General features: G+C 66.2%; 17 protein-coding genes. 7 read left to right on the top strand and 10 right to left on the bottom strand.

The genetic code is table 11. The features are described from left to right. Positions 1-15: 15 nt before the first annotated feature. Positions 16-1,398, bottom strand: a complete 1,383-nt coding sequence (locus tag AC13EK_RS14440) for an aromatic ring-hydroxylating oxygenase subunit alpha (protein ID WP_069335487.1) — start codon at positions 1,396-1,398, stop codon at positions 16-18. A gap of 103 nt (positions 1,399-1,501) precedes the next feature. Beyond that, positions 1,502-2,665, bottom strand: coding sequence for a CaiB/BaiF CoA transferase family protein (locus AC13EK_RS14435; protein WP_069335486.1), 1,164 nt, complete (start codon positions 2,663-2,665; stop codon positions 1,502-1,504). A gap of 164 nt (positions 2,666-2,829) precedes the next feature. Between AC13EK_RS14435 and AC13EK_RS14430 the strand changes: the two genes are divergently transcribed. The 5 genes from AC13EK_RS14430 to AC13EK_RS14410 all read left to right on the top strand — a co-directional run bounded on the left by AC13EK_RS14430 (position 2,830) and on the right by AC13EK_RS14410 (position 8,336). Next, entirely contained in the window at positions 2,830-3,996 is a 1,167-nt protein-coding gene (locus AC13EK_RS14430) for an acyl-CoA dehydrogenase family protein (RefSeq protein WP_069335485.1), read from the top strand. An 11-nt stretch (positions 3,997-4,007) separates the two neighbouring features. Further along, positions 4,008-4,889: an HpcH/HpaI aldolase/citrate lyase family protein gene (locus AC13EK_RS14425; protein ID WP_069335484.1), complete on the top strand. Its 882-nt coding sequence runs from the start codon at positions 4,008-4,010 to the stop codon at positions 4,887-4,889. Further along, positions 4,886-6,133 carry an acetyl-CoA hydrolase/transferase family protein gene (locus tag AC13EK_RS14420; RefSeq protein WP_069335483.1) on the top strand — a complete coding sequence of 416 codons (1,248 nt, stop codon included), beginning with the start codon at positions 4,886-4,888 and terminating at the stop codon, positions 6,131-6,133. Before AC13EK_RS14425 ends, AC13EK_RS14420 begins: the two co-directional genes overlap by 4 nt. Continuing rightward, positions 6,133-6,900: an enoyl-CoA hydratase/isomerase family protein gene (locus AC13EK_RS14415; RefSeq protein WP_069335482.1), complete on the top strand. Its 768-nt coding sequence runs from the start codon at positions 6,133-6,135 to the stop codon at positions 6,898-6,900. Before AC13EK_RS14420 ends, AC13EK_RS14415 begins: the two co-directional genes overlap by 1 nt. A gap of 74 nt (positions 6,901-6,974) precedes the next feature. Continuing rightward, positions 6,975-8,336, top strand: coding sequence for an aromatic ring-hydroxylating oxygenase subunit alpha (locus AC13EK_RS14410; protein ID WP_069335481.1), 1,362 nt, complete (start codon positions 6,975-6,977; stop codon positions 8,334-8,336). Positions 8,337-8,503: 167 nt separating this feature from the next. On the opposite strand, the gene AC13EK_RS14405 is transcribed toward AC13EK_RS14410, so the two are convergent. The 3 genes from AC13EK_RS14405 to AC13EK_RS14395 all read right to left on the bottom strand — a co-directional run bounded on the left by AC13EK_RS14405 (position 8,504) and on the right by AC13EK_RS14395 (position 12,286). Next, complete coding sequence (locus AC13EK_RS14405) at positions 8,504-9,778, bottom strand: amidohydrolase family protein (RefSeq protein ID WP_010335457.1); 1,275 nt, start codon at positions 9,776-9,778, stop codon at positions 8,504-8,506. Then, positions 9,771-10,637, bottom strand: coding sequence for a helix-turn-helix domain-containing protein (locus AC13EK_RS14400; RefSeq protein WP_069335480.1), 867 nt, complete (start codon positions 10,635-10,637; stop codon positions 9,771-9,773). The genes AC13EK_RS14405 and AC13EK_RS14400 overlap by 8 nt, the downstream gene beginning before the upstream one ends. 77 nt (positions 10,638-10,714) lie before the next feature. Further along, on the bottom strand, positions 10,715-12,286 hold the full coding sequence (locus AC13EK_RS14395) for a class I adenylate-forming enzyme family protein (protein WP_069335479.1): 1,572 nt from the start codon (positions 12,284-12,286) through the stop codon (positions 10,715-10,717). Positions 12,287-12,359: 73 nt separating this feature from the next. On the opposite strand from AC13EK_RS14395, the gene AC13EK_RS14390 reads away from it, so the two are divergent. Beyond that, the gene (locus tag AC13EK_RS14390) at positions 12,360-13,307 is read left to right on the top strand and encodes an enoyl-CoA hydratase/isomerase family protein (protein WP_069335478.1); all 948 of its coding nucleotides are present in this window, start codon (positions 12,360-12,362) and stop codon (positions 13,305-13,307) included. On the opposite strand, the gene AC13EK_RS14385 is transcribed toward AC13EK_RS14390, so the two are convergent. The 5 genes from AC13EK_RS14385 to AC13EK_RS14365 are packed head-to-tail and all read right to left on the bottom strand — an operon-like array spanning position 13,269 to position 18,873. Beyond that, the gene (locus AC13EK_RS14385) at positions 13,269-14,663 is read right to left on the bottom strand and encodes an amidohydrolase family protein (RefSeq protein WP_069335477.1); all 1,395 of its coding nucleotides are present in this window, start codon (positions 14,661-14,663) and stop codon (positions 13,269-13,271) included. The genes AC13EK_RS14390 and AC13EK_RS14385 overlap by 39 nt on opposite strands. After that, positions 14,657-15,811 (bottom strand): CoA transferase, encoded by a 1,155-nt coding sequence (locus AC13EK_RS14380; RefSeq protein WP_069335476.1) that lies wholly within the window; start codon positions 15,809-15,811, stop codon positions 14,657-14,659. The genes AC13EK_RS14385 and AC13EK_RS14380 overlap by 7 nt, the downstream gene beginning before the upstream one ends. Position 15,812: 1 nt before the next feature. After that, positions 15,813-17,309, bottom strand: a complete 1,497-nt coding sequence (locus AC13EK_RS14375; RefSeq protein WP_069335475.1) for a class I adenylate-forming enzyme family protein — start codon at positions 17,307-17,309, stop codon at positions 15,813-15,815. Positions 17,310-17,319: 10 nt separating this feature from the next. Then, a complete protein-coding gene (locus AC13EK_RS14370) occupies positions 17,320-17,610 on the bottom strand; it encodes a hypothetical protein (RefSeq protein WP_069335474.1) in 291 nt (96 codons plus the stop codon). 36 nt (positions 17,611-17,646) lie between these two features. Then, positions 17,647-18,873, bottom strand: a complete 1,227-nt coding sequence (locus AC13EK_RS14365) for a CaiB/BaiF CoA transferase family protein (RefSeq protein ID WP_069335473.1) — start codon at positions 18,871-18,873, stop codon at positions 17,647-17,649. A gap of 219 nt (positions 18,874-19,092) precedes the next feature. On the opposite strand from AC13EK_RS14365, the gene AC13EK_RS14360 reads away from it, so the two are divergent. Then, complete coding sequence (locus AC13EK_RS14360; protein WP_069335472.1) at positions 19,093-19,884, top strand: SDR family oxidoreductase; 792 nt, start codon at positions 19,093-19,095, stop codon at positions 19,882-19,884. Positions 19,885-20,040 lie beyond the last annotated feature (156 nt).

The raw sequence follows: 20,040 nt of genomic DNA, 5'->3' as shown, positions 1-20,040 counted from the left end.
CCGCCTCCCGCCGGCTCAGAAGCCCAGATCGAGCACCGGCCCGTCGAAATTGCCGGCCAGCTTCTGCGTCGCCGCGCTCAGCTTGTCCATGGGTTCATGCCGGATATAGCCGTCGATGATCCGCTGATAATTGCTGATCAGCCCTTCGATCACCTTGGACAGGCGCATGAAGTCGAAGCCCTCGGCATGCAGCCCCTTCTGCTGCAGCGGGATGTTGGAATAATCCTGGCGCGGGATCATCGGGAACTGGTCGCTGTCATAGGGCAGCATCACCGGTTCCATCACCACCGGCGGCTCTTGCCCCTCGGCGAAATGGGTCAGCGACCAGAGTTCGAACATGCAGCTTTCCGGTCCCAGCGGGCGGATGCGATAGGCGGCCATGCTGGAAAGGAAGGGCAGCAGGAAATAGTTGGGGAAGATGAATTCCACCGACTTGACCGGGGTTTCCACCGCCAGCTTGTTGAGATCGGGCGTGGGTTCGCCGCGCGCCTGTCCGGCCTGGGTGACGCAATGATTGACCATGCCGAACCAGTGCATGATCGCCTGCTGCGGGTCTTCGGGCAGTTCGACGTCGATCAGGGTGCGGGCGACAGCGACATCCTTGGCATGGCACATGCCGGCCATGCCCTCGCTCAGCAGCTGCATATGGTCGACCTGGTCGACGATATTTTCCTTCATCGACCGGTTGGGATTGATCGGCACGCCGATCCCGCCCGTGTCCATGCCGTACATCATGTTGTAGAGGATCGGCACCTTCTGCTGCAGCTGCGGATGGGTGCGCATGACATGATAGCCTTCCATGAAGGCTTCCATCGCGACCTTCCAATTGGCCGGCAGCACCGTGCCGAAACACCATTCGGCGCGCATCTTGTCGGCATTATAGGCGTCGAGCCCCACCGCGAGCGGCCCAAGCTGTTCGCGCAGCGACGGCGCGTCATCGTCGAAATTGATGAAGACGCAGCCCATCTCGATCTCGGTGCGGCACGGGCGCAGCGCCAGATCCTGCTCGTCCAGCTGATGCTCGCTGAACATGTGCCGGCCATAGACGAAGGTGTTCTTGCCCTCGATATTCCAGCGCCAGCCATGGAAGGGGCAGATGAAGCCCTTGCCCTTGCAATTGCCATGGCTGCCCTCGGTCAGCGGCACGCCGCGATGGCGGCAGGCATTATGATAGGCGCGAATGCCGTCCTTGGTCCGCACGATGATGACGGACTTGCCCAGATTGCTATATTCGATCCAGTCGCCGACCTCCGGCACCTGCTCCACGCGGCAGGCCATCTGCCAGACATGGGGCCACAATTCCTCGCATTCGCGGCGATAGAAATCCGCGTCATAATAACGTGCCGTGGGAATGCGCTCGGGATCGCTGATTTCCAGCGGGAAGCCCGCACGCGTCATTTCAGCAGCCTCAACCATGCCATGCCTCACCCAGATTTCTTGCTTGGATGAAGTGGTATAGGGCGGGCCGGGGAGCGCCAAGGCAGCGCCCCAACCCATCGCCCTACCGATGGACGGCCGCGCCCAGTTCGTCCAGCACCTCCCGGCTGTGCGCGCCCAGTTCCGGCGCGCCGCCCGCGACCCGGCCCGGCGTCTGCGAGAACCAGGTCGGCACGCCGGGGAAGCGCACCGGCCCCTGCGGCGTCTCGACCGTCTCGAAAAAGCCGATCGCGTTGAGATGCGCATTGTCGAACAGTTCGTCCGTGGTGCGCAGCGGCGCGGCCGGGATATGCAGCGCCTCCAGCAGCTCCAGCCATTCCTGCGTCGTCCGCTCGGCAAAGGTCTCGCCCAGCAGGCCATAGACCCGGTCGATCTGCTTCGCCCGCTTGGCCAGCGTATCGAATTCCTCGGTCGCCCAGGGCGGGTTCACCGCCGCGACGAAGGCGTTCCAATGCTTGTCATTATAGACCAGCGCGGCGACATGGCCGTCCTTGGTCGCATAGGGCTTGCGGTTGCGGGCGACGACGCGGTGATAATGGGCCGGCCCCAGCGGAGGCTCGAACAGCATGCCGCTGGCATGTTCGGTCAGCATGAAGGACGCCATGGTCTCGAACATGGAGACTTCCACCTCCTGCCCCTCGCCGGTGCGCTCGCGGTGGAACAGCGCCATCATCGTCGCATAAAGGCCAGTGAGGCCCGCCACCTTGTCGGCGATGATCGTCGCCATGAAATCGGGCTTGCCGGTCATCAGCTGTTGCAGATGCGGGATGCCGCATTCGGCCTGGATCGTGTCGTCATAGGCCGGCTTGTCGCCGTCCGGCCCGCGTCGGCTATAGCCATAGCAATTGGTGTAGACGATGTCGGGCCTGATCGCCTTTACGGCCTGATAGTCGAAGCCCAGCTTGGCGATCGCCTTGCCGCGCATCGAGTGGATGAAGACATCGGCGGTGGCGATCAGCGCGCGCAGCGTCGCCTTGTCCGCCTCCTGCCGCAGGTCCAGCACCAGGCTGCGCTTGCCGCGATTGACGTTGGTGAAGACGCCGCCCAGCTCGGGCGTCGACCCGGCATTGATATAGCGCGTCGCATCGCCCGCCGGCGGCTCGATCTTGATCACGTCGGCGCCCATGTCCGCCATGATCTGGGTCGCATAGGGGCCGAATACCATCGCCGTCAGGTCCACCACGCGGATCCCGGCCAGCGGCCCTTTCGGCATGTGCGTCGCGTCCATCATCCTCTCCCCATAACTGCCTTGGGGCTAGGCCAAGGGCGCGGCGAAATCCACGCGCAACCCCTTCGCCCCACCGATATGTGGGGCCGCCCGATTGTGCGCGCGGGAGGCCGGATGATACCCGCAGGCGATCATCCAGACGCCAGCAGAAGGCCCCCAGAGACGTGGATTTTGCCCTGACCGAAGACCAGAGGAACATCCGCGATGCGGTGTTCCAGCTCTGTGCCCAGTTCCCCGACGATTATTGGCTGGAACGGGACAAGGATGCCGTCTTCCCCTTCGATTTCCACCGGGCGATGGCGGACGCCGGCTGGCTGGGCATCGCCATGCCCGAAGCCACCGGTGGTGCAGGCCTGGGCATTACCGAAGCGGCGATCATGGTGCAGGCGGTGGCGGAGGCCGGCGGCGGCATGACGGCGGCGTCCAGCATCCACGGCCCGGTCTTCAGCCTGGAGCCGATCGCCCTGTTCGGCACGGCGGAGCAGCAGCAGCGCATGATCCCGCCGATCATCTCGGGCGCGGAGAAGATGTGCTTTGCCGTGACCGAACCCAATACCGGGCTCGACACCACCAAGCTCAAGACCAGAGCCGATCGGGTCGAGGGCGGCTACCGCGTCAATGGCGAGAAGATCTGGATCACCAACGCCCATGTCGCCGACCGGATGATGCTGCTCGCCCGCACCACCCCGCTCGATGAAGTGAAGAACAAGACGCAGGGCCTGTCGCTCTTCTTCACCAAACTGGATCGTGACAGGATCGAGCATCAGCTGATCCCCAAGATGGGTCGCCACGCGGTCGGCTCCAACATGCTGTTCATCAACGACCTCTTCATCCCCGAGGAGGATCGGATCGGCGAGGAAGGTCAGGGCTTCAGGATCATCCTCAAGGGGCTGAACCCGGAACGCATATTGCTCGGCGCCGAAGCAATCGGCATCGGCCGCAACGCGATCCAGCGCGCCGCCCGCTATGCCCGCGAACGCATCGTCTTCGACCGGCCGATCGGAATGAATCAGGGGATCCAGCATCCGCTCGCCAAATGCTGGATGCAGCTGGAGGCGGCGAACCTGATGGTGATGAAGGCCGCTACCCTGTTCGACAAGGGCGAGGAATGCGGCGTGGAAGCGAACAGCGGCAAATATCTCGCCGCCGAATCCGCGTTCGAGGCCTGCCATACCGCGATGCTGACCCTGGGCGGCATGGGCTATGCCCAGGAATATCATGTCGAACGGCTGCTGCGCGAAGTGCTGATCCCGCGCACCGCTCCGGTCAGCCCCCACATGATCCTCAATTTCATCGCCGAAAAGGTGCTGGAATTGCCCAAATCCTATTGAGGCGAGAGACGATGACGCTGCCGATCAAGATGCGCTCCTGGCTGTTCGCGCCGGGCGACAGCGAGAAGAAGATGGCCAAGGCGGCGGACAGCGCCGCCGATATCGCGCTGTTCGACCTGGAGGATGCGGTCGCGACCGAAAACAAGCCGCTCGCCCGCCAGATGGTGCATGATTTCCTCGCCGCCAGGCCGGAAGGGCGCGAGCGGCTCTGGGTCCGGGTCAATCCGCTCGACGGCCCCTATACGCTCGATGATCTCGCCGCGATCATGCCGGCGCGGCCGGGCGGCATCATGCTGCCCAAAGTCTATGGCCGGCAGGATGTCGAACGGCTCGACCATTATCTGACCGCATTCGAGGCCGCGCATGGCATCGAACGGGGATCGACCCCGCTGATCGTGCTGGTCACCGAAACGGCAGAAGCCATGTTCCATACCGGCGATTACAAGGGCGCGCCGCGCGTGGTGGCACTGACCTGGGGCGCGGAGGATCTGGCCGACTCGATCGGCGCCAGTTCCAACCGCAATGCCGATGGCAGCTATGGCTTCACCTATGAACTGGCGCGCTCCATGTGCCTGCTGGGCGCGGCGACCGCCGGCGTCACCGCGATCGAGACGATCCAGGGCGATTTCCGCGACCTCGACGGGCTGAAGGCGCGCGCCGAAAAGGTCCGGCGCGACGGCTATCGCGGCATGCTGGCGATCCACCCGGCGCAGGTCGATGTCATCAACGCCGCCTTCACCCCGACCGAAGAGGAGATCGCCGAGGCGCAGGCGATCGTAGACATCTTCGCCGCCAATCCCGGCGTCGGCGCGATCGGCTACAAGGGCGGGATGCTCGACCGGCCCTATCTCAGCCGCGCCGAACAATTGCTGCGCCAGGCCGGGGCCTCATGATCGACTTCACCCCCTATCTGCGGCGCGGCGACCGCATCGTCTTTGGCCAGGCCTGCGGCGAGCCGGTCAGCCTGGTCAGCGCACTGATCGAGCAGGGCGCCGGGATCGGTGACCTGTCCGCCTTCATCGCCACCAGCTTCTCAGGCCTGTTCACGCCCGAAAGCGCCGACAGTTTCCGCCTTTCCTCCATGGGGGCGATCGGCGCGCTGCGATCGATGACCAAGGCCGGCAAGCTGCAGGTCATCCCCGTCCATGTCAGCCAGGTCGAGCCGATGATCACGGCCGGCATCATCGGCTGCGACGTGGCGATGATCCAGCTCAGCCCCGCCGATGCCGACGGCAATCATAGCTGCGGCCTGATCGGCGACTATGTCCGCGCCGCCGTGGACAAGGCGCGGGTGGTGATTGCGGAGATCAACGAAGCCGTGCCCTATGTGCCGGGCGAGCTGATCCCGGCGTCGGCCATCGACGTCGCCATCCCCGTGTCGCGCCCGCCGGTCGAGGTGGCGCCCGCGAAGATCAGCACCACCGACGAGGCGATCGCCCGCAACTGCGCCGCCTATATCGGCGACGGATCGGTGATCCAGACCGGGGTCGGCGCGGTGCCCGACGCGATATTGCGGCTGCTGGGTGATCGCAAGGATCTGGGCGTCCATTCGGGCATGCTGGGCGACGGGCTGGTGGAACTGGCCGAAGCCGGCGTGCTGACCAACGCGCGCAAGGAAATCGACACCGGCGTCTCGATCAACGGCGCGCTGATCGGCACCCGCCGCCTCTATGACTGGGCGCATAACAACCCGGCCATCCGCATGTGCGCGACCAGCTACACCCATGACGCCGCAGTCCTCGGGCGGCTCTCGCGTCTCGTCACCATCAACAGCGCGCTGGAGGTGAACCTGACCGGCCAGGTCAATGCCGAACAGTCCGGCGCGGCCTATCTCGGCGGCACCGGTGGCCAGGTCGATTTCGTCCGCGCCGGCGCCCGCTCGCCCGGCGGCTGCTCGATCATCGCGCTCTCCGCCTCGGCCAAGGGCGGCAGTTTGAGCAAGATCGTGCCCTGCCTGTCCGGCCCGGTCACCACCGCGCGCAGCGATGTCGACATCATCGTCACCGAATATGGCGCGGCGGAACTGAAAGGGCAGACGCTGGCCGAACGCACCCGCCGCCTGATCGCCATCGCCGATCCCACCTTCCGCGAGGAGCTGGAGCGGTCGGCCCATATCATCCAGCAGAGGGGATTTTGATGAACGATCCTGTCCTGTTCGAGGCGCGGTCCGACGGCATCGCCATCCTCACCATCAACCGCCCCGACCAGCGCAATGCCCTGGGTCGCGACGTGCGCGAGGGGCTGCGTGCCGCCTGGGACCGGTTCGAGCATGATCCGGCCCTGCGCGTCGCCATCCTGACCGGTGCGGGCGACAAGGCCTTCTGCGCGGGCGGCGACCTCAAGGAAATGGTCGACACCGGCATGACCGTGCCGCCGCGCGCCATGTTCCCGCTGCCCTATGACAGCATCGAACTCAGCAAGCCGACGATCGCGGCGGTCAATGGCGTCGCCTTTGCCGGCGGCTGGATGATCGCCCAGGCCTGCGACCTGTGCGTTGCCAGCACGGCCGCGCGCTTCGCCATTACCGAGGTGAAGGTGGGCCGCAGCTCACCCTGGTCCGCGCCGCTCATTCACATGATCCCGCAGCGGATCATGATGGAAATCATCCTCACCGGCAAACCGATCACCGCGAGCCGAGCCTACGAAATCGGCCTGGTCAATCGCCTGGCCGAGCCGGAAGCCCTGATGCAGGCCGCGCTCGATCTGGCGGCGGAGATATTGGAGGGCGCGCCCTTGTCGGTGAAGGCCGGGCGCGACACGGTGATGCTGGCGACCGAGATGGGCCGCGCCGCTGCGCTGCAGGCCGCCCGCGCGGCCTCCGAACATACCTATAACAGCAAGGACGCGCAGGAAGGACCGCGCGCCTTTGCCGAAAAACGCACGCCGCAATGGACCGGGCGCTGAGCCTGACTGTCTGAAATCGTCAAGTCCGGGTGACGCGGGCGTGGCAAAAGGGTGAAATGGAGAAGGAATAGGCCATGAACGAGATCAGCAGCATCGGCACGCCCGGCGAGGATCTGATCGAGCCGGTCGTCGTCCCGGTCGAAGCCTATGTGTCCAAGGACTATGCCCGCGCCGAGCAGGAGCGGCTATGGCGCAAGGTCTGGCTGCAGGCGGCCCGGCTGGAGGATATTCCCGAGGTTGGCGATTTCGTCACCTATGACATTCTCGAAGACTCGGTCATCATCATGCGCACCGGGCCGGATGAACTGAGCGCCTATCATAATGTCTGCCCGCATCGCGGCCGCCGCCTGATCGACACGCCCGCAGGCCAGCGCAACGCGCGCGGCAACCGCAAGTCGATCATCTGCGGCTTTCATGGCTGGACCTTCGACCGCCAGGGCCAATGCACCTTCGCCAACCATGCCGATGACTGGCAGGGCAAGCTGACGGCGCAGCGCACCGCGCTCGGCAAGGTCAGCGTCGACACATGGGGCGGCTGGGCCTGGATCAATCTTGATCCCGATTGCGGCCCGCTCGCCGATTATCTGGGCGTGGTGCCCGACATGCTCGATCCCTTCGGCCTCCAGAATATGCGCTATCGCTGGCGCAAATGGATCATCTTCGACTGCAACTGGAAGGTCGCGATGGAGGCGTTCAGCGAGACCTATCATGTCCAGACCACCCATCCCGAATTCAACGCCTTCGGCGAATTTCGCGGCTGGGCGCGCAAACATGGGCTGCACACCAATATCGGCTATGAAGCGCCCAAGAATATGGACGAGAACCAGGCCAAGCTGCGCATCGGATCGGGCGAAGACCCGCGCCTGTCGACCGCGGAGATGCAGCTTTTCACCTGGGAAAATGCCAATACCAACACCACCATGACTTTGGTCGCCGCCGCCCAGCGCTTGAAGGACGAACTGCCCGAGGGCACCCCCGCACCGCAGGTGCTACAGCACTGGCTCGCCATCGCCCGCGCCGATGACGAGAAGCGCGGTGTCTTCTGGCCAGTGGTCGAACCCGCCCATACCGCCAAGAGCGGCACCGCTTGGCAGATCTTCCCCAATTTCCAGATCGGCCACGCCGTCAACAATATGCTCTGCTACTCCGCCCGCCCCTATGGCGCGGATCCGGACAAGTGCATTTTCGAGGCGGCGGTCTATGAACTCTTCCCGGACGCGGAAACGCCCGCCACCGAATGGGAATATACCAGCGCGGAACAATGGCCGCCGGTGCTGCAACAGGATTTCACCAATATGCAGGCGGTGCAGCAGGGCATGAAGAATGTCGGCTTCCGCGGTACCCAGCCCAACCCCTATATGGAGCGGGCGGTGGCCAGCCTGCACTATAACCTGTCCCGCTACATGGGGACGGGCGCGCCAAAGCCGCTGGACTGACCGACATTGCCGCGATCATGGCCCTTCGCCGCCGATCATCTGTCTGGCGGCGGAGCGCTTTCGCGCCTCCATTTTTCACCAATGACTGTCTTCGACGACTGCCCTCCAATGGAAAGGGGCGCTCCCGGCAGGAGCGCCCCTTTCCGTTTCCATCCTGATTGGGCCCCTCAGAAGGGCAGCTTGTAGAGGTTCACCGCATTGTCCTGCAGCACCTTCTTCTTCACTGCGAAGTCGTAGCCGCCCAGCACATCGGTCAGATGCGCCTGCACGCCCGGATAGAGCGAGGTCGGGTGCGGGAAGTCGGTTTCGAACATGACCTTGTCGACGCCGATCGTTTCCAGCAGCAGCTTGGGCGCGACCTTCTCGAACCAGAAGGTCACCCAGAAATGGTCGCGGAAATATTCCCAGGGCCGCTTGTTGAGCAGGCCCACCTTGCTCGGCAGCATTTCGTCGAACTGATGCTCCAGCGCCTCGATCGCGAAGGGCACCCAGCCCGCGCCGCTTTCGATCAGGCCGATCTTCAGCTTGGGATGGCGGTCGAGCCGGCCCGACACCATCCAGTTGCCCAGCGTCGCGGCATTGCCGATCGAGAACATGGTGGCGACCACCGACAGCGTCTGTTCAAAGCCGAAGCCGTCCCAGGTCAGCGTATTGGGATCGATCGCCGCATTGAGGTGGAAATTGAGCGGCAGGCCTTCGGCCTCGCACATTTCCAGGAAGGGCGTCCAATAATCATTGAGGAAGCTCGGCACGCCGACGCGCTCGGGCGTGTCGGGCAGCACGAAGCCGCGCAGGCCCATGTCGACGCAGCGCCGCGCTTCGGCCTCCATCGCCTTCTGGTCCCAGAAGGGCAGATGGGCCATGTTGAAGATGCGTTCGCCCGACACCTGCTGATATTCGGCCGATGCGTCATTATACATCTGGATGATCGCGACCGCGAGATCGGGGTCGCCCAGCGACATCAGCGACCCGGCCTGGGTCACGCCGGAATTCTGGAAGCCGATCTGGGCATAGATGCCCATATCGTCCATCGCCTGCAGCCGTTCCTTGATCAGATGGCCACCCGGATGCGCCTGCGCCAGCTTGGGGAAGGCAAGACGGCCGAGCAGCTTGTTATTGTCGGCGCGGATGACGTTGCCGCCCATCGATCCGAAATTGCGGTCGCCCACATACCAGCGTTCGACGCCGTCGGCGTCCTGCTTCACATAGGGCACCTTGGCCTTGTACTTGGCCGGCGCGCGCGAGGTGAAGAGGTCCGGCGCTTCGGTGATATGGGTGTCGGTATCGACGATCTTGATGCCGGCCAGCGACGGGTCGAGCCCGCCCGACTGGGTGCTGTAATCGACCTCGCGGATGACGCCGCCTTCGGTATAGCCTTCGGCCGACCAATATTTACGCGCGGCCTGGGCGTCGGCGACGTCCTTGTCCTTCACATCAGCCATGCTTCACCTCCAGCGCGCCCTGCCAGCTGGCGGATTCGAAGATCGGCTGGACGGAGGCGGCCGGCGACTGTTCCTCGACCGAGCGGCGGACCGCTTCGCTGAGCGTGCGCTGCAGGCCGGCGGCGTCGATCTGGTCGGACGGTTCATAGACGAAGCCGATCGCCAGCGGCTGGCCGTCGGGCATGTGGGGCAGCAGCATGGCGGTGACGTCGGCGATCGAACCGAAGCCGGCAAAGCCGCTGATATGGCCCTCGTCCCGGCAGCGCTGCACCTGGCCGGCGACATCGGCGAAGACGAACTTGCGCTCCTGCGGCGCTTCGGCATTGAGGCGGCGGATCAGGCCGTCGCGACGCGGCTGCTGCACGGTCGACAGCATCAGCAGACCAGCGGCGGAGTCGGTCAGCCGTTCCTGGCGGCCACCGGCCAGGCCGTTATTGGCCGAGGTGCGCAGCGCCTTCTTGCCGGCGCGCCAGTGAACGATCTGGATGTTGAGGCCGACCATGCTGAACACGGCAATGCCAAGGCCCGTCTGGGCCGACAGGCGATCGATCAGGCCGTTGAGGACGCCATCGCGCACCATGCGCGGCTGGATCGCGGCACCCAGCATCGCGGCGCGCGGGGTCGGCGAATAGGCGCGCGAACCCGGATCCTTGTGGAGCAGGCCCAGGTCGACCAGGCTCGACAGCAATTCGGACGTGCTCGACTGCGGGCGGTCGAAGCGGCGGACAATGTCCATCACCGTCGCCTGCGGATGATCCTCGTCGAAAAATTCCAGCACCTCGACCACGCGCTTGGCGATCTTCGCCTTGTTGGACTCGGTCTTGGCTACCCTCGGCTTATGGGACTCGATCAGAGCCATGGTTCCTCTCCTTCGTTATTGAACATGGTTGTTCACTAACGCCGGGAGGCTGTCAACAGAAAATGAGATACCCTCGTTTATGTGATATTCTCTGTCTCATTCTGCGTTTCCGGCGACATATTCGCAAACAGCGCCTGAAGCGCGCGGCGATCGGTCTTGAGCGACGGGGTGCGCGGCAAGTCCCTGATGAACAGCCATTTTACCGGAACATGGGTGGCAGGAAGATGCTGGCGCACATGCGTTTCCAATGCTGCGACAGCGGGTGCAGCAAAATCGGCGTGAAGCCGGATCGCGGCCGCCGGCACTTGCCCCAGCCGGTGATCCGCCATGCCTGTCACCGCCGCTTCGGCGACGGCGGGGTGCAGCATCAGCGCGCGTTCGATCGACTCGGGCAGCAATTTGAAGCCGCCGCGGATGATCGCCCCGTCCGCCCGGCCGCGCAGGAACAGGAAAGCATCGGCATCGATCAGCGCGATGTCGGACGTGCGGATCCATTCCGGGCCGATTCGCGGCGCAATGACTTCCAACAGACCTTCACTGTTGGGCGGCAACGGGATGCCGCTGTCTGGATCGACGATGCGCAACTGTGCGCCCGGCATGGCGCGGCCGACCGACCCGATCTTGCGAGATCCCCATTCGGCATGGAGCGCGGCGGTCATCGACGCCACCGGGCCGGCGAACTCGGTGGCGCCATAGGAGAGCAGGATGGGGATGCCGTAGCGCGCCTCGAACGCCTGCTGCACGCCGGGATCGAGCGGCGCGGCGCCACAGCCGATCGCGCGCAGGGAAGCGAGGTCTTCGACCGGTAAGTCGGCGTCCAGCACCGCCTGCACGCTGGCCGGGGGCAGGCCGCCATGGCTGGGCCGCCAGCGACGCACATGGGCATGCCAGGCGGCGAGCGAGAAGCGCTCCAGCAGCTCGACCCGCTGCCCGCGCAGCAGCATCGGCAGCGTCGAATAGAGGCCGGTGATGTTGCCGAGCGGAAAATAGAGGAGGAAGGGCGGCGCGGCCTGGGGATCATCCGCCTGTTGCCGGGTCAGCGGGGTCGAGAGGAAATGTCGTTCCAGCAGCGCATAGGGCACGGCGAAGCTTTTCGGCGGGCCGGTGGTGCCGCTGGTCAATATCTCGATTTGTGGCGCGGCGGGGCCGTGGCGCTGCTGAATTTCTGGCGCGGCATGTTCATGACCCGGCAGCGCAGCCGCGGTCATGCCGTCGATCGCGACCGCTATTATAGCTTCGGCGGCCAGCACCGCGCGAATCTCCGGCCCGATATCCTCGGCAAAGGCGACCAGCGCAGCGGGGGCCATGCGCGCCAGATCGCGGGCGATCGCGGCGTCCGACTGAAAGGCATAGATCATGCGGATCGTTCGCCCCTGCGCGATCAGGCCCAGCAGCGCGGCGAGCGCTGCCGGCCGATTGCGCGCGACGAAGGCGACCGGGGCATCCGCCGCAATGCCGCTGGCCTCCATTGCCGCATCAATCTCTTCGGCTACTGCGCGCAGCGCTCCCCAAGCGATCCATTCGCCCTCATAAAGGATCGCTGCCTGATCGGCGGGCCGTTGCAGGGCGGCGGCGGCGAGCGCGCGCAGACTGGGGTGATCCGTCTCCATGGCGCGATATTGCGGCAGGGCGCGGCGCTGGTCAGCCATTGTCCGCAACGCCCTGGCGATCAGTGCTGCGTCCGCCTTTGCCGCGCTTCGGCCCGGTTCTACCCTGCCACCCATGCCCGGCCTTGCCGCCCTGATCGACCCCGATGGCCTGACGCTCCCCTGGACCGGGGATGCGCAGCCCTATGGGCTGGTCGATCTCGACCGGGCACCGCACAGCGATGCGCCGTTGCACCTGCCGCCCTTTCCCTTGCTGGGGATCGGCGACCCGACCCATCCGCTCGCGTCGCGGCTCGACGCTCTGGTCGAACTGCCGGTGTCGCTCGGTGCGATCACGCAGCAGATCGTGGCGCAGCCCGAAGCGGCGCGGGTGCTGGTGCAATTGCTGCGGTTGATCGACGGGCTGGCCCCCGCCCAGGCGCTGGTCGCGGAATCGCTCGCTTATGGTCTGCTTCAGGGCAGCGCCGGCCATGCCCGCTGGCTGGCCGCGCAAATGCCCGCGCCGATGCAGTCGCCCGGCATCATCCGGGTTGATCGGGACGGTGACCGGCTGTCGATCCTGATCGATCGGCCAGATGCCCATAATGCCATCGACCGCGATCTGCGCGACGGGCTGCGCGTGGCGTTCGACATTGCCGCGCTCGATCCCGATATCAGCCATGTCAGCCTGCGCGGCGCGGGCCGCAGCTTCTGCACCGGCGCGGACCTCAGCGAATTTGGCACCACGCGCGATCCGGCGACCGCGCATGACATAAGGATGCAGACGCTGCCGGCCCACGCGCTGCTGCGCTGCGCCGATCGGCTGACGGTCCATGTCCAGGGCGGCTGCGTCGGATCGGGCCTGGAAATGGCGGCCTTTGCCGGGCAGATCACAGCCAGCGCCGACGCCTGGTTCCATCTGCCCGAACTGGCGATGGGAATCATTCCGGGCGCAGGCGGCTGCGTCTCGCTCAGCCGCCGGATCGGGCGTCAGCGCGCGGCGCTGATGATCCTGTCGGGTAAGCGGATCAACGCCCGCACGGCGCTAGGCTGGGGCCTGGTCGACACGATCATGGATGATTGATCCGGCAATCCACGTCATCGCCACATCCTCCGCCCGCAGGCGGTCCCGTGCCTGCGCCCAGGGACGATCCAGCAGGCACAGGTCGGCCAGCGCCCCGACCGCGACTGCACGCTGCCGGCGCAGATCCAGCGGATCGGCGAGATAGAGGGCGAGCGCCGCCTCGGGCGTCAGCGCCTCGTCCTGCCCGATGACCGCGCCACCATCCGTTCTGCGCGATACCGCCGCGCGCATCGCCGCCCAGGGATCGGCAACGCCATAGGGCGCGTCGCTGCCCGCCGCCAGCACCAGCCCGGCGCGGGCAAAGGCGCCCAGCCGATAGAGCAAGGGCCGTTCGCGCGGTTCGACATCGCGCAGATACTGATCGCCGCGCTCGGCGATGAAATGCGGCTGGCTTACCACCTGCACGCCAAGCTCGACCATCTGCTCCAGCAGCGCATCGGGGGTGATGCCGGCATGTTCGATCCGGTCGCCCGGCCGCGCGCCGGCCTGTGCCAGCGCGGCGAGGGTGAATACCAGTTCGGTCTCGGTCGTGCAATGGCTGGCGATCGCCCGGCCCTGATCATGCGCGGCGCGCAGGAAGGTCACGCACTGGTCGAAGTCGGGCAGGGCATTTTCATGCAGGTGCAGCTTGGCCGGGCCGACCGCGATGCCGGGCGGGGGCGCCGAGTCCCCCAATGCGAGCGTGCCGGCGGCAACCAGATGCTGCGGCAGGCGACCGGCCGCCCGCTCGGCGGCGAAATAGCGCAGGCTTGCGCGGTCATTGCCCGGCGACATGTCGGTAACGCCGGTGACGCCATGGCGGGCCAGTTCGGCCCCGACCGCGTCCAGCGCCGGCGGCGTGCCGCCCAGTACCCCGCGCAGCCAGCCATCCTCGTCGAACAATCGCCCGGTCCAGCGCCCATCGATCCGCTCCAGCCCCGGCGGCGGCGCGTCCAGCGCCAGCAGCAGGTCCAATGCCCGGCTGTTGAGCAGCCACATCCGCCCCGACCGATGCTGGATGCGCACCGGCCGGTCCGCCTGCCATCGGTCGATCGTCCGCGCATCGGGCAGGCCGGCGACGCTCTCATGATAGCCGATGCCGCGCAGCCAGCCTTCGCCCGGCTGTGCCAGCGCGGCGGCCAGATCGGCTTCGCTGGTCACGGCCGGCGGTCCGCAGGGCAGCGAGGCGCGGGCGACGGCATAGGCCGCAAGATGGATATGATGGTCGTGCAGGCCGGGCAGCAGGGCGCCGCCGCACGCATCCATCACCGCTTCGCCGGGCAGAGGGGCCAGCGCGCCGATCGCCGCGATCCGCCCATTGGCGATGCGCAGGTCGGCCCGGCCCTTGCCCCATAGTTCGGCATCGCGGATCAGCATAGCCAGGCCCCATTATCCTGCCCCAGCGCCGCGACCGGTCCCGTGGTTCGCGACGCAACGGCGGGGAAGGGCGCGCCCTCGGCCGCTGCCCAGCGCTGCAGCTTCGCGGTAAAGCTTTCCGCGTCGCGCGCCCGTTCCCAGCCGATCGCCTCGGCCACCACGGCGCTCATCGACAGCATCAGATGCGCGCCCATCCCTTCATGCCACTGTGCCAGCGCGCGGTGCGCGGCATGGATTCCGGTCAGCGGGTCGGCGCAGGCATCGCCGCCAAAGCCGATCCGCCCGCTCGCCTGTCGCAATGCGGCGCTCAGCACGCCGGCGACGCTGCAATCATCGCCAAAGCCGATCCAGTGGACCGCGTCGCCCTCCGCGCCATGGCCGGTGATCGTCACCCAGACCAGCCCCGGCACGTCGCGCACCAGCGCATCGGCATCGATCCCCAATTGCGCCAGCGCGCGGGGGCGGGCGGCCGCGATCACCATGTCCGCGCGGCGGATCAGCGCGATCAGCGCCGCCCGATCCTCCGCGTCGCGCAGGTCGATCGCGACATTGGCCTTATGCTGGTTCAGCCGCGCGAACAGCAGCGGATCGCCCGCGCGCATTCGGTCGGGCCGGTTGCGGCTCTCCACCTTGATCACTTGCGCGCCGGCCAGCCCCAGCAGATGCCCGGCCAGCGGCCCGGCCCAGAGCGCCGACAGGTCGATCACCAGCGGCTGACGGTCGCGCTTCGGCCGGGCCCCCCCTGTCATCATCACGCGACAGGCCAGGCTGGCCGGCACCTCGTCGATTGCCGCGATCGCAAGGCCCAGTTGCCGCCCCTGTGTCACGATCGAGGACGCCTGCGTCGACGCAAAGGCTGTGACAATATCGCTGTCACTTTCGATGCCGACATCGCCGAACAGCGCCGGCATCAAGTCCCGGTCATCGGCCCGCGCCAGGGTCAGCGCGACCTGTCCGTCGATCGTGTCGTAGAGTCGACACCCCCCACCGGCCGAGCGCCGCCCCGGTATGGCAAAGCCGTTCAACGCCGCCCGCTCGCCCAGCAGCTGCGCGCCGCTCAACCCGGCCAGCGTCGGCGTTCCCGCTAGCGCCCGGATCGCCTGCAATTGCGCCTCGGCCCAGCCGGCAAGCGGCAGGGCGAGAGCCATGTCAGGCTGCGAACAGCTTCTTGATTTCCCGGCGGAGGAGCTTGCCCATTTCATTATAGGGCAGGCTCTTAGCAAAGAGCACGCGCTCGGGCACTCGCGAAGAACGCAGCCGGGCACGGATGACCTGCTTCAGCTCCTCGTCGGCCGGCGCCGCATGGCCGTCGCGCACGACCACGATCAGGCCGACCGCCTCGCCCCATTCGGCCGAGGGGATGGCGACCGCCGCCGCTTCGGCGATGGCGGGCAGGGCCAGCATCACATCCTCGATCTCGCCGGGCGAGATATTCTCGCCGCCGCGCACGATCACATCGTCGGCGCGGCCCGACAGGAACAGATAGCCCTCGGCATCGATATAGCCGGCGTCGCGGGTCGGGAACCAGCCATCGGCGTCGAGCGCGCTGCGCTCGCGATATTCGCCCGACACCTGGTCGCCACGGACATAGATTTCGCCCGGCTCGCCGGCGGGCAGGCAGCGGCCTTCCTCGTCCCTAATCTCGATCTCCACCGTCGGCAGCGGCCGGCCGACCGACGCCAACCGGGCGCGGGCGGCGGGATCGGTCGCGACATGGGCGGCGCGATGTTCGTCCGGCCCCAGCAGGGCGACGGTCGAGCTGGTCTCGGTCAGGCCATAGGCGTTGGTGAAGCCGGTGTCGGGAAACAGGTCGAGCGCGCGCTGGATCAGCTCCAGCGGCATCTTGCCGCCGCCATAGGCGACCGCGCGCAGATTGCTGAGGTCAGGTTGGACACCTTTGTCGACCGTCTCGATGATGCGCGAGAGCATGGTGGGCACGACAAAGGCATTGCTCGCCCGCTCGCTTGCCGCCAGGTCCAGCCAGGCGGCCGGATCGAAGGCGGGGAGCAGCAATATGCGGCGCAGCGCATAGATGGAGCTGAGCAGGGCAGCGATGCCGGCGATATGATAGGGCGGCACGCTGACCAGCGCGGCATCTTCTTCCGGCGCGGCGCCGAACTCGATCGTACCCAATATATAGGAGACCAGATTGGCGTGGCGCAGGATCGCCGCCTTGGGTGCGGCGGTCGTGCCGCTGGTGAAGAGCTGGATGGCGACGCCATCGCCTTCGTCCGCCTCGATCGGCGCATCGGCCGCAGCGTCCAGCGCGGCGGTCACGAAATCGGCGCGCGCCAGCACCTTGTTGTCGGCCGAGGGGCAGAGCCGTTCGACCCGCGCGACATCGCCGACGATCAGCGCCGGCGTGATCCGTGCCAGCAGCGCGGCCAGGTCGGCGTCGGCCAGCCGATAGTTGAGCGGCACATAGGGCACGCCAGCGATCGCCGCGCCGAACAGCGCCATCGCCGCCGCCTCGCTGCTCTCGTCCAGCAGCGCGACATGGCTGCAGCCACTGTCCCGGATCAGCACGGCGGCGCCGCGCGCGCCCGCCAGCAGCCGGGCATAGCTCCAGCGCTGGCCGTCACAGACCAGGCCGATGCGGTCGGGCGCGGCATCGGCCGCCATTTCAAGGAACAGGGCGATGTTCATGGGATGGGCGTCAGTCCGAAGCGGGCAGGGGCTTGGCGTCCTTGGGGCTCAGCGCCACGCCGTCGACCGACAGCGAACCCTTGCCCGGCTTGACGCACAGCAATTCGAAATTGCCGGCCGGATCGACATAGCGCTTGCCCATCAGTGTGCCCGTGCTGAAATCGGCGGCGGGCGTGCCGACCGCTTCCGGCCTGGTTTCGCCCATGGCGCTGCCGCCGCATTCGATCGTGCCGGTGCCGCTGCGGATCACCATCACTTCGGTGTCGCACACCGCGCTTTTCAGTTTCGTACCCGGTTTCATATCATTCCTGCCTTCCAGCCCCCCGACGTCGCCCCTTCAGGCGATAGCGCCGCTGGCCTTCCATTGTTCAATCTGGTCCCACTCGACGCCCAGTTCCATCAGCACCAGTTCGGTATGTTCCGATGCCTGGGGCGACCGCGTGGTCTGCACCGGCTGGCCGTCAAACTGCACCGGGCCGCGCACCAGCCGCAGCGGTGCGCCGCCATCGGCGCCCTCGACCTCGATGATCATGTCGTTGGCGATCGCCTGCTCGTCAGTCAGCAGATCCTTGAAGCTCTGGATCGGCGCCCATTGCCCCTTCATCGTCTTCAGATGCTCGCGCCAATAGGTGAACGGCTTCGCCCCGAAAGCCTTGACCAATATGTCGCTCGCCGCGCCGGCATTCTCGATCAACGCCAGCACATCCTTGAAGCGCGGATCGTCCGCCGCCTCGGGCACGCCGACATGGGCGAAGGTGTCGGCGATCAGGCCGGTGGGGCTGACCATGCACAGGTTGATCGTGCCGCCGTCCGAGGTGCGGAAATTGCCCATGAAGGGGTTGCGCAGCGATCCGCCGGAACTCGGCATGCCGTTGCGGGTCAGGATGTCGGTCTCCATCACCTGCGCGATCAGCGCGCCCGACGCCCACCAGGCGCTCGACAGCAGCGAGACGTCCAGCTCGACCGCCTCGCCGGTCTTTTCGCGGTGGAACAGCGCGCCGGAAATGCCGCCGGCAATGAACATGCCGCCGATCGAGTCGCCAAAGGCGGGAATGCCCTGGGTCAACGGGCCGGGCAGTTCCTCTGGCGTCATCGCATGGGCAACGCCGCTGCGCGACCAGAAGCAGGTGCCGTCGAAGCCGCCGACCTCGCGCTCGGGCCCCTTGTTGCCCAGCGCGCTGCCACGGGCATAGATGATGTTCGGATTGACCGCGCGGATATGCTCGATGTCGAACTTGTTCTTCTGCCGCACCTGGGGAAGATAGTTGGTGAGAAACACGTCGGCGCTCTTGGCCAGCTCATAGAGCACCGCCTGGCCCTCTTCGGTGGACAGGTCGATGCCGACGCTGCGCTTGCCGCGATTGGGATGCTCGAACAGGGTATGGCGCAGCGGATCGAGCTGCACCCCGCCCATGTTCAGGAACCCGCGCTGCGTGTCACCGCGCACCGGATGCTCGATCTTGATGACGTCCGCGCCCCAGTCGGCCAGGATCGCGCCGGCAGCCGGCACATAGGTGAACTGCGCCACTTCCAGAACGCGCACCCCCTTCATCACCTGGGTCATAAAATCAGCCATCCCCTCATTCGCCGCATGATGCGACCTGTTGGGGAAAGGGTAGAAGCTGCGCCGGTCGCCGCAAGTCCGGCGGGCCTGCTATCGCTATCGCGATGCGCCCCGGCTGCCTAGCGCCGCGGCGATATTGCCGGCGTCGGCGGGGTCATGGGTTGAGCCGCCTTGTTGCTGTGCCATAGCCGATCCGAAAACAGATGTGGGAGACATGCCATGAAACTCGACTCTTCCCTGTCCGCCGTGGTGACCGGCGGCGCGTCGGGCCTGGGGCTGGCGACGGTGCGGGCACTGCGCGAGGCAGGGGTGAAGGTCGCGATCTTCGATATCAACGAGGATAGCGGTCAGGCGATCGCGGCGGAGGTCGGCGCCACCTTCTGCCAGGTCGACATCATGTCGGAAGACAGCGTGCTCGCCGGTTTCGACGCGGCGCGGGCGGCGCAGGGGCAGGAACGCATCCTGGTCCATTGCGCGGTCGTGTCGAAGGGCGGCAAGACCGTGTCGAAGGACAAGGAGACCGGCGGCTTCAAGCGCATGTCGACGCAGGATTATGCGATTTCGGCCGAAGGCGTGCTGGTCGCCAGCTATCGCATCGCCTCGATCGCGGCGCTCGGCATGGCCGGCCTCGAACCGCTGGAGGATGGCGAGCGGGGCAGCATCCTGTTGACCTCCAGTGCTGCGGCGCAGGATGGGCAGGTCGGCCAGGTCGCCTATGGTTCGCTGAAAGCCGGGGTCAACGGCATGGTGCTGCCGATGGCGCGCGACCTGATGGAGCTGGGGATTCGCGTCAATGCGATCATGCCGGGCATCTTTGCGACGCCACCGATGCTGCGCTTCAAGGATATGAACCCGGCCATGTACGAAAGCCTCAACAATAGCGTGCCCTTCCCCAAGCGCCTTGGAAAGCCCGAGGAATTTGCCGGGCTGGCGCTGGAGATCACGCGCAACAGCTACATCAATGCCCAGCTGTTCCGGATCGACGGCGCGATTCGCTTTCCGCCGCGCTGAACCTCCGGCGCCGCGTCCATCGAATGCAAAGGCCGCGTTCCATATGGACGCGGCCTTTTGTCTGCCCGCTCAAGCCGCTGTTCGCACATGCAAAAATAAATACTAAGCTAGGTTGACATTATCGCTGGCAATAGCTAACCTAGCTTAGTGTTAAGG

This window comes from Sphingobium sp. L-44 (genome assembly GCF_056859495.1).
The sequence above is the reverse complement of the archived record's forward strand: the minus strand, read 5'-3'. Positions and strand labels throughout refer to the sequence as shown.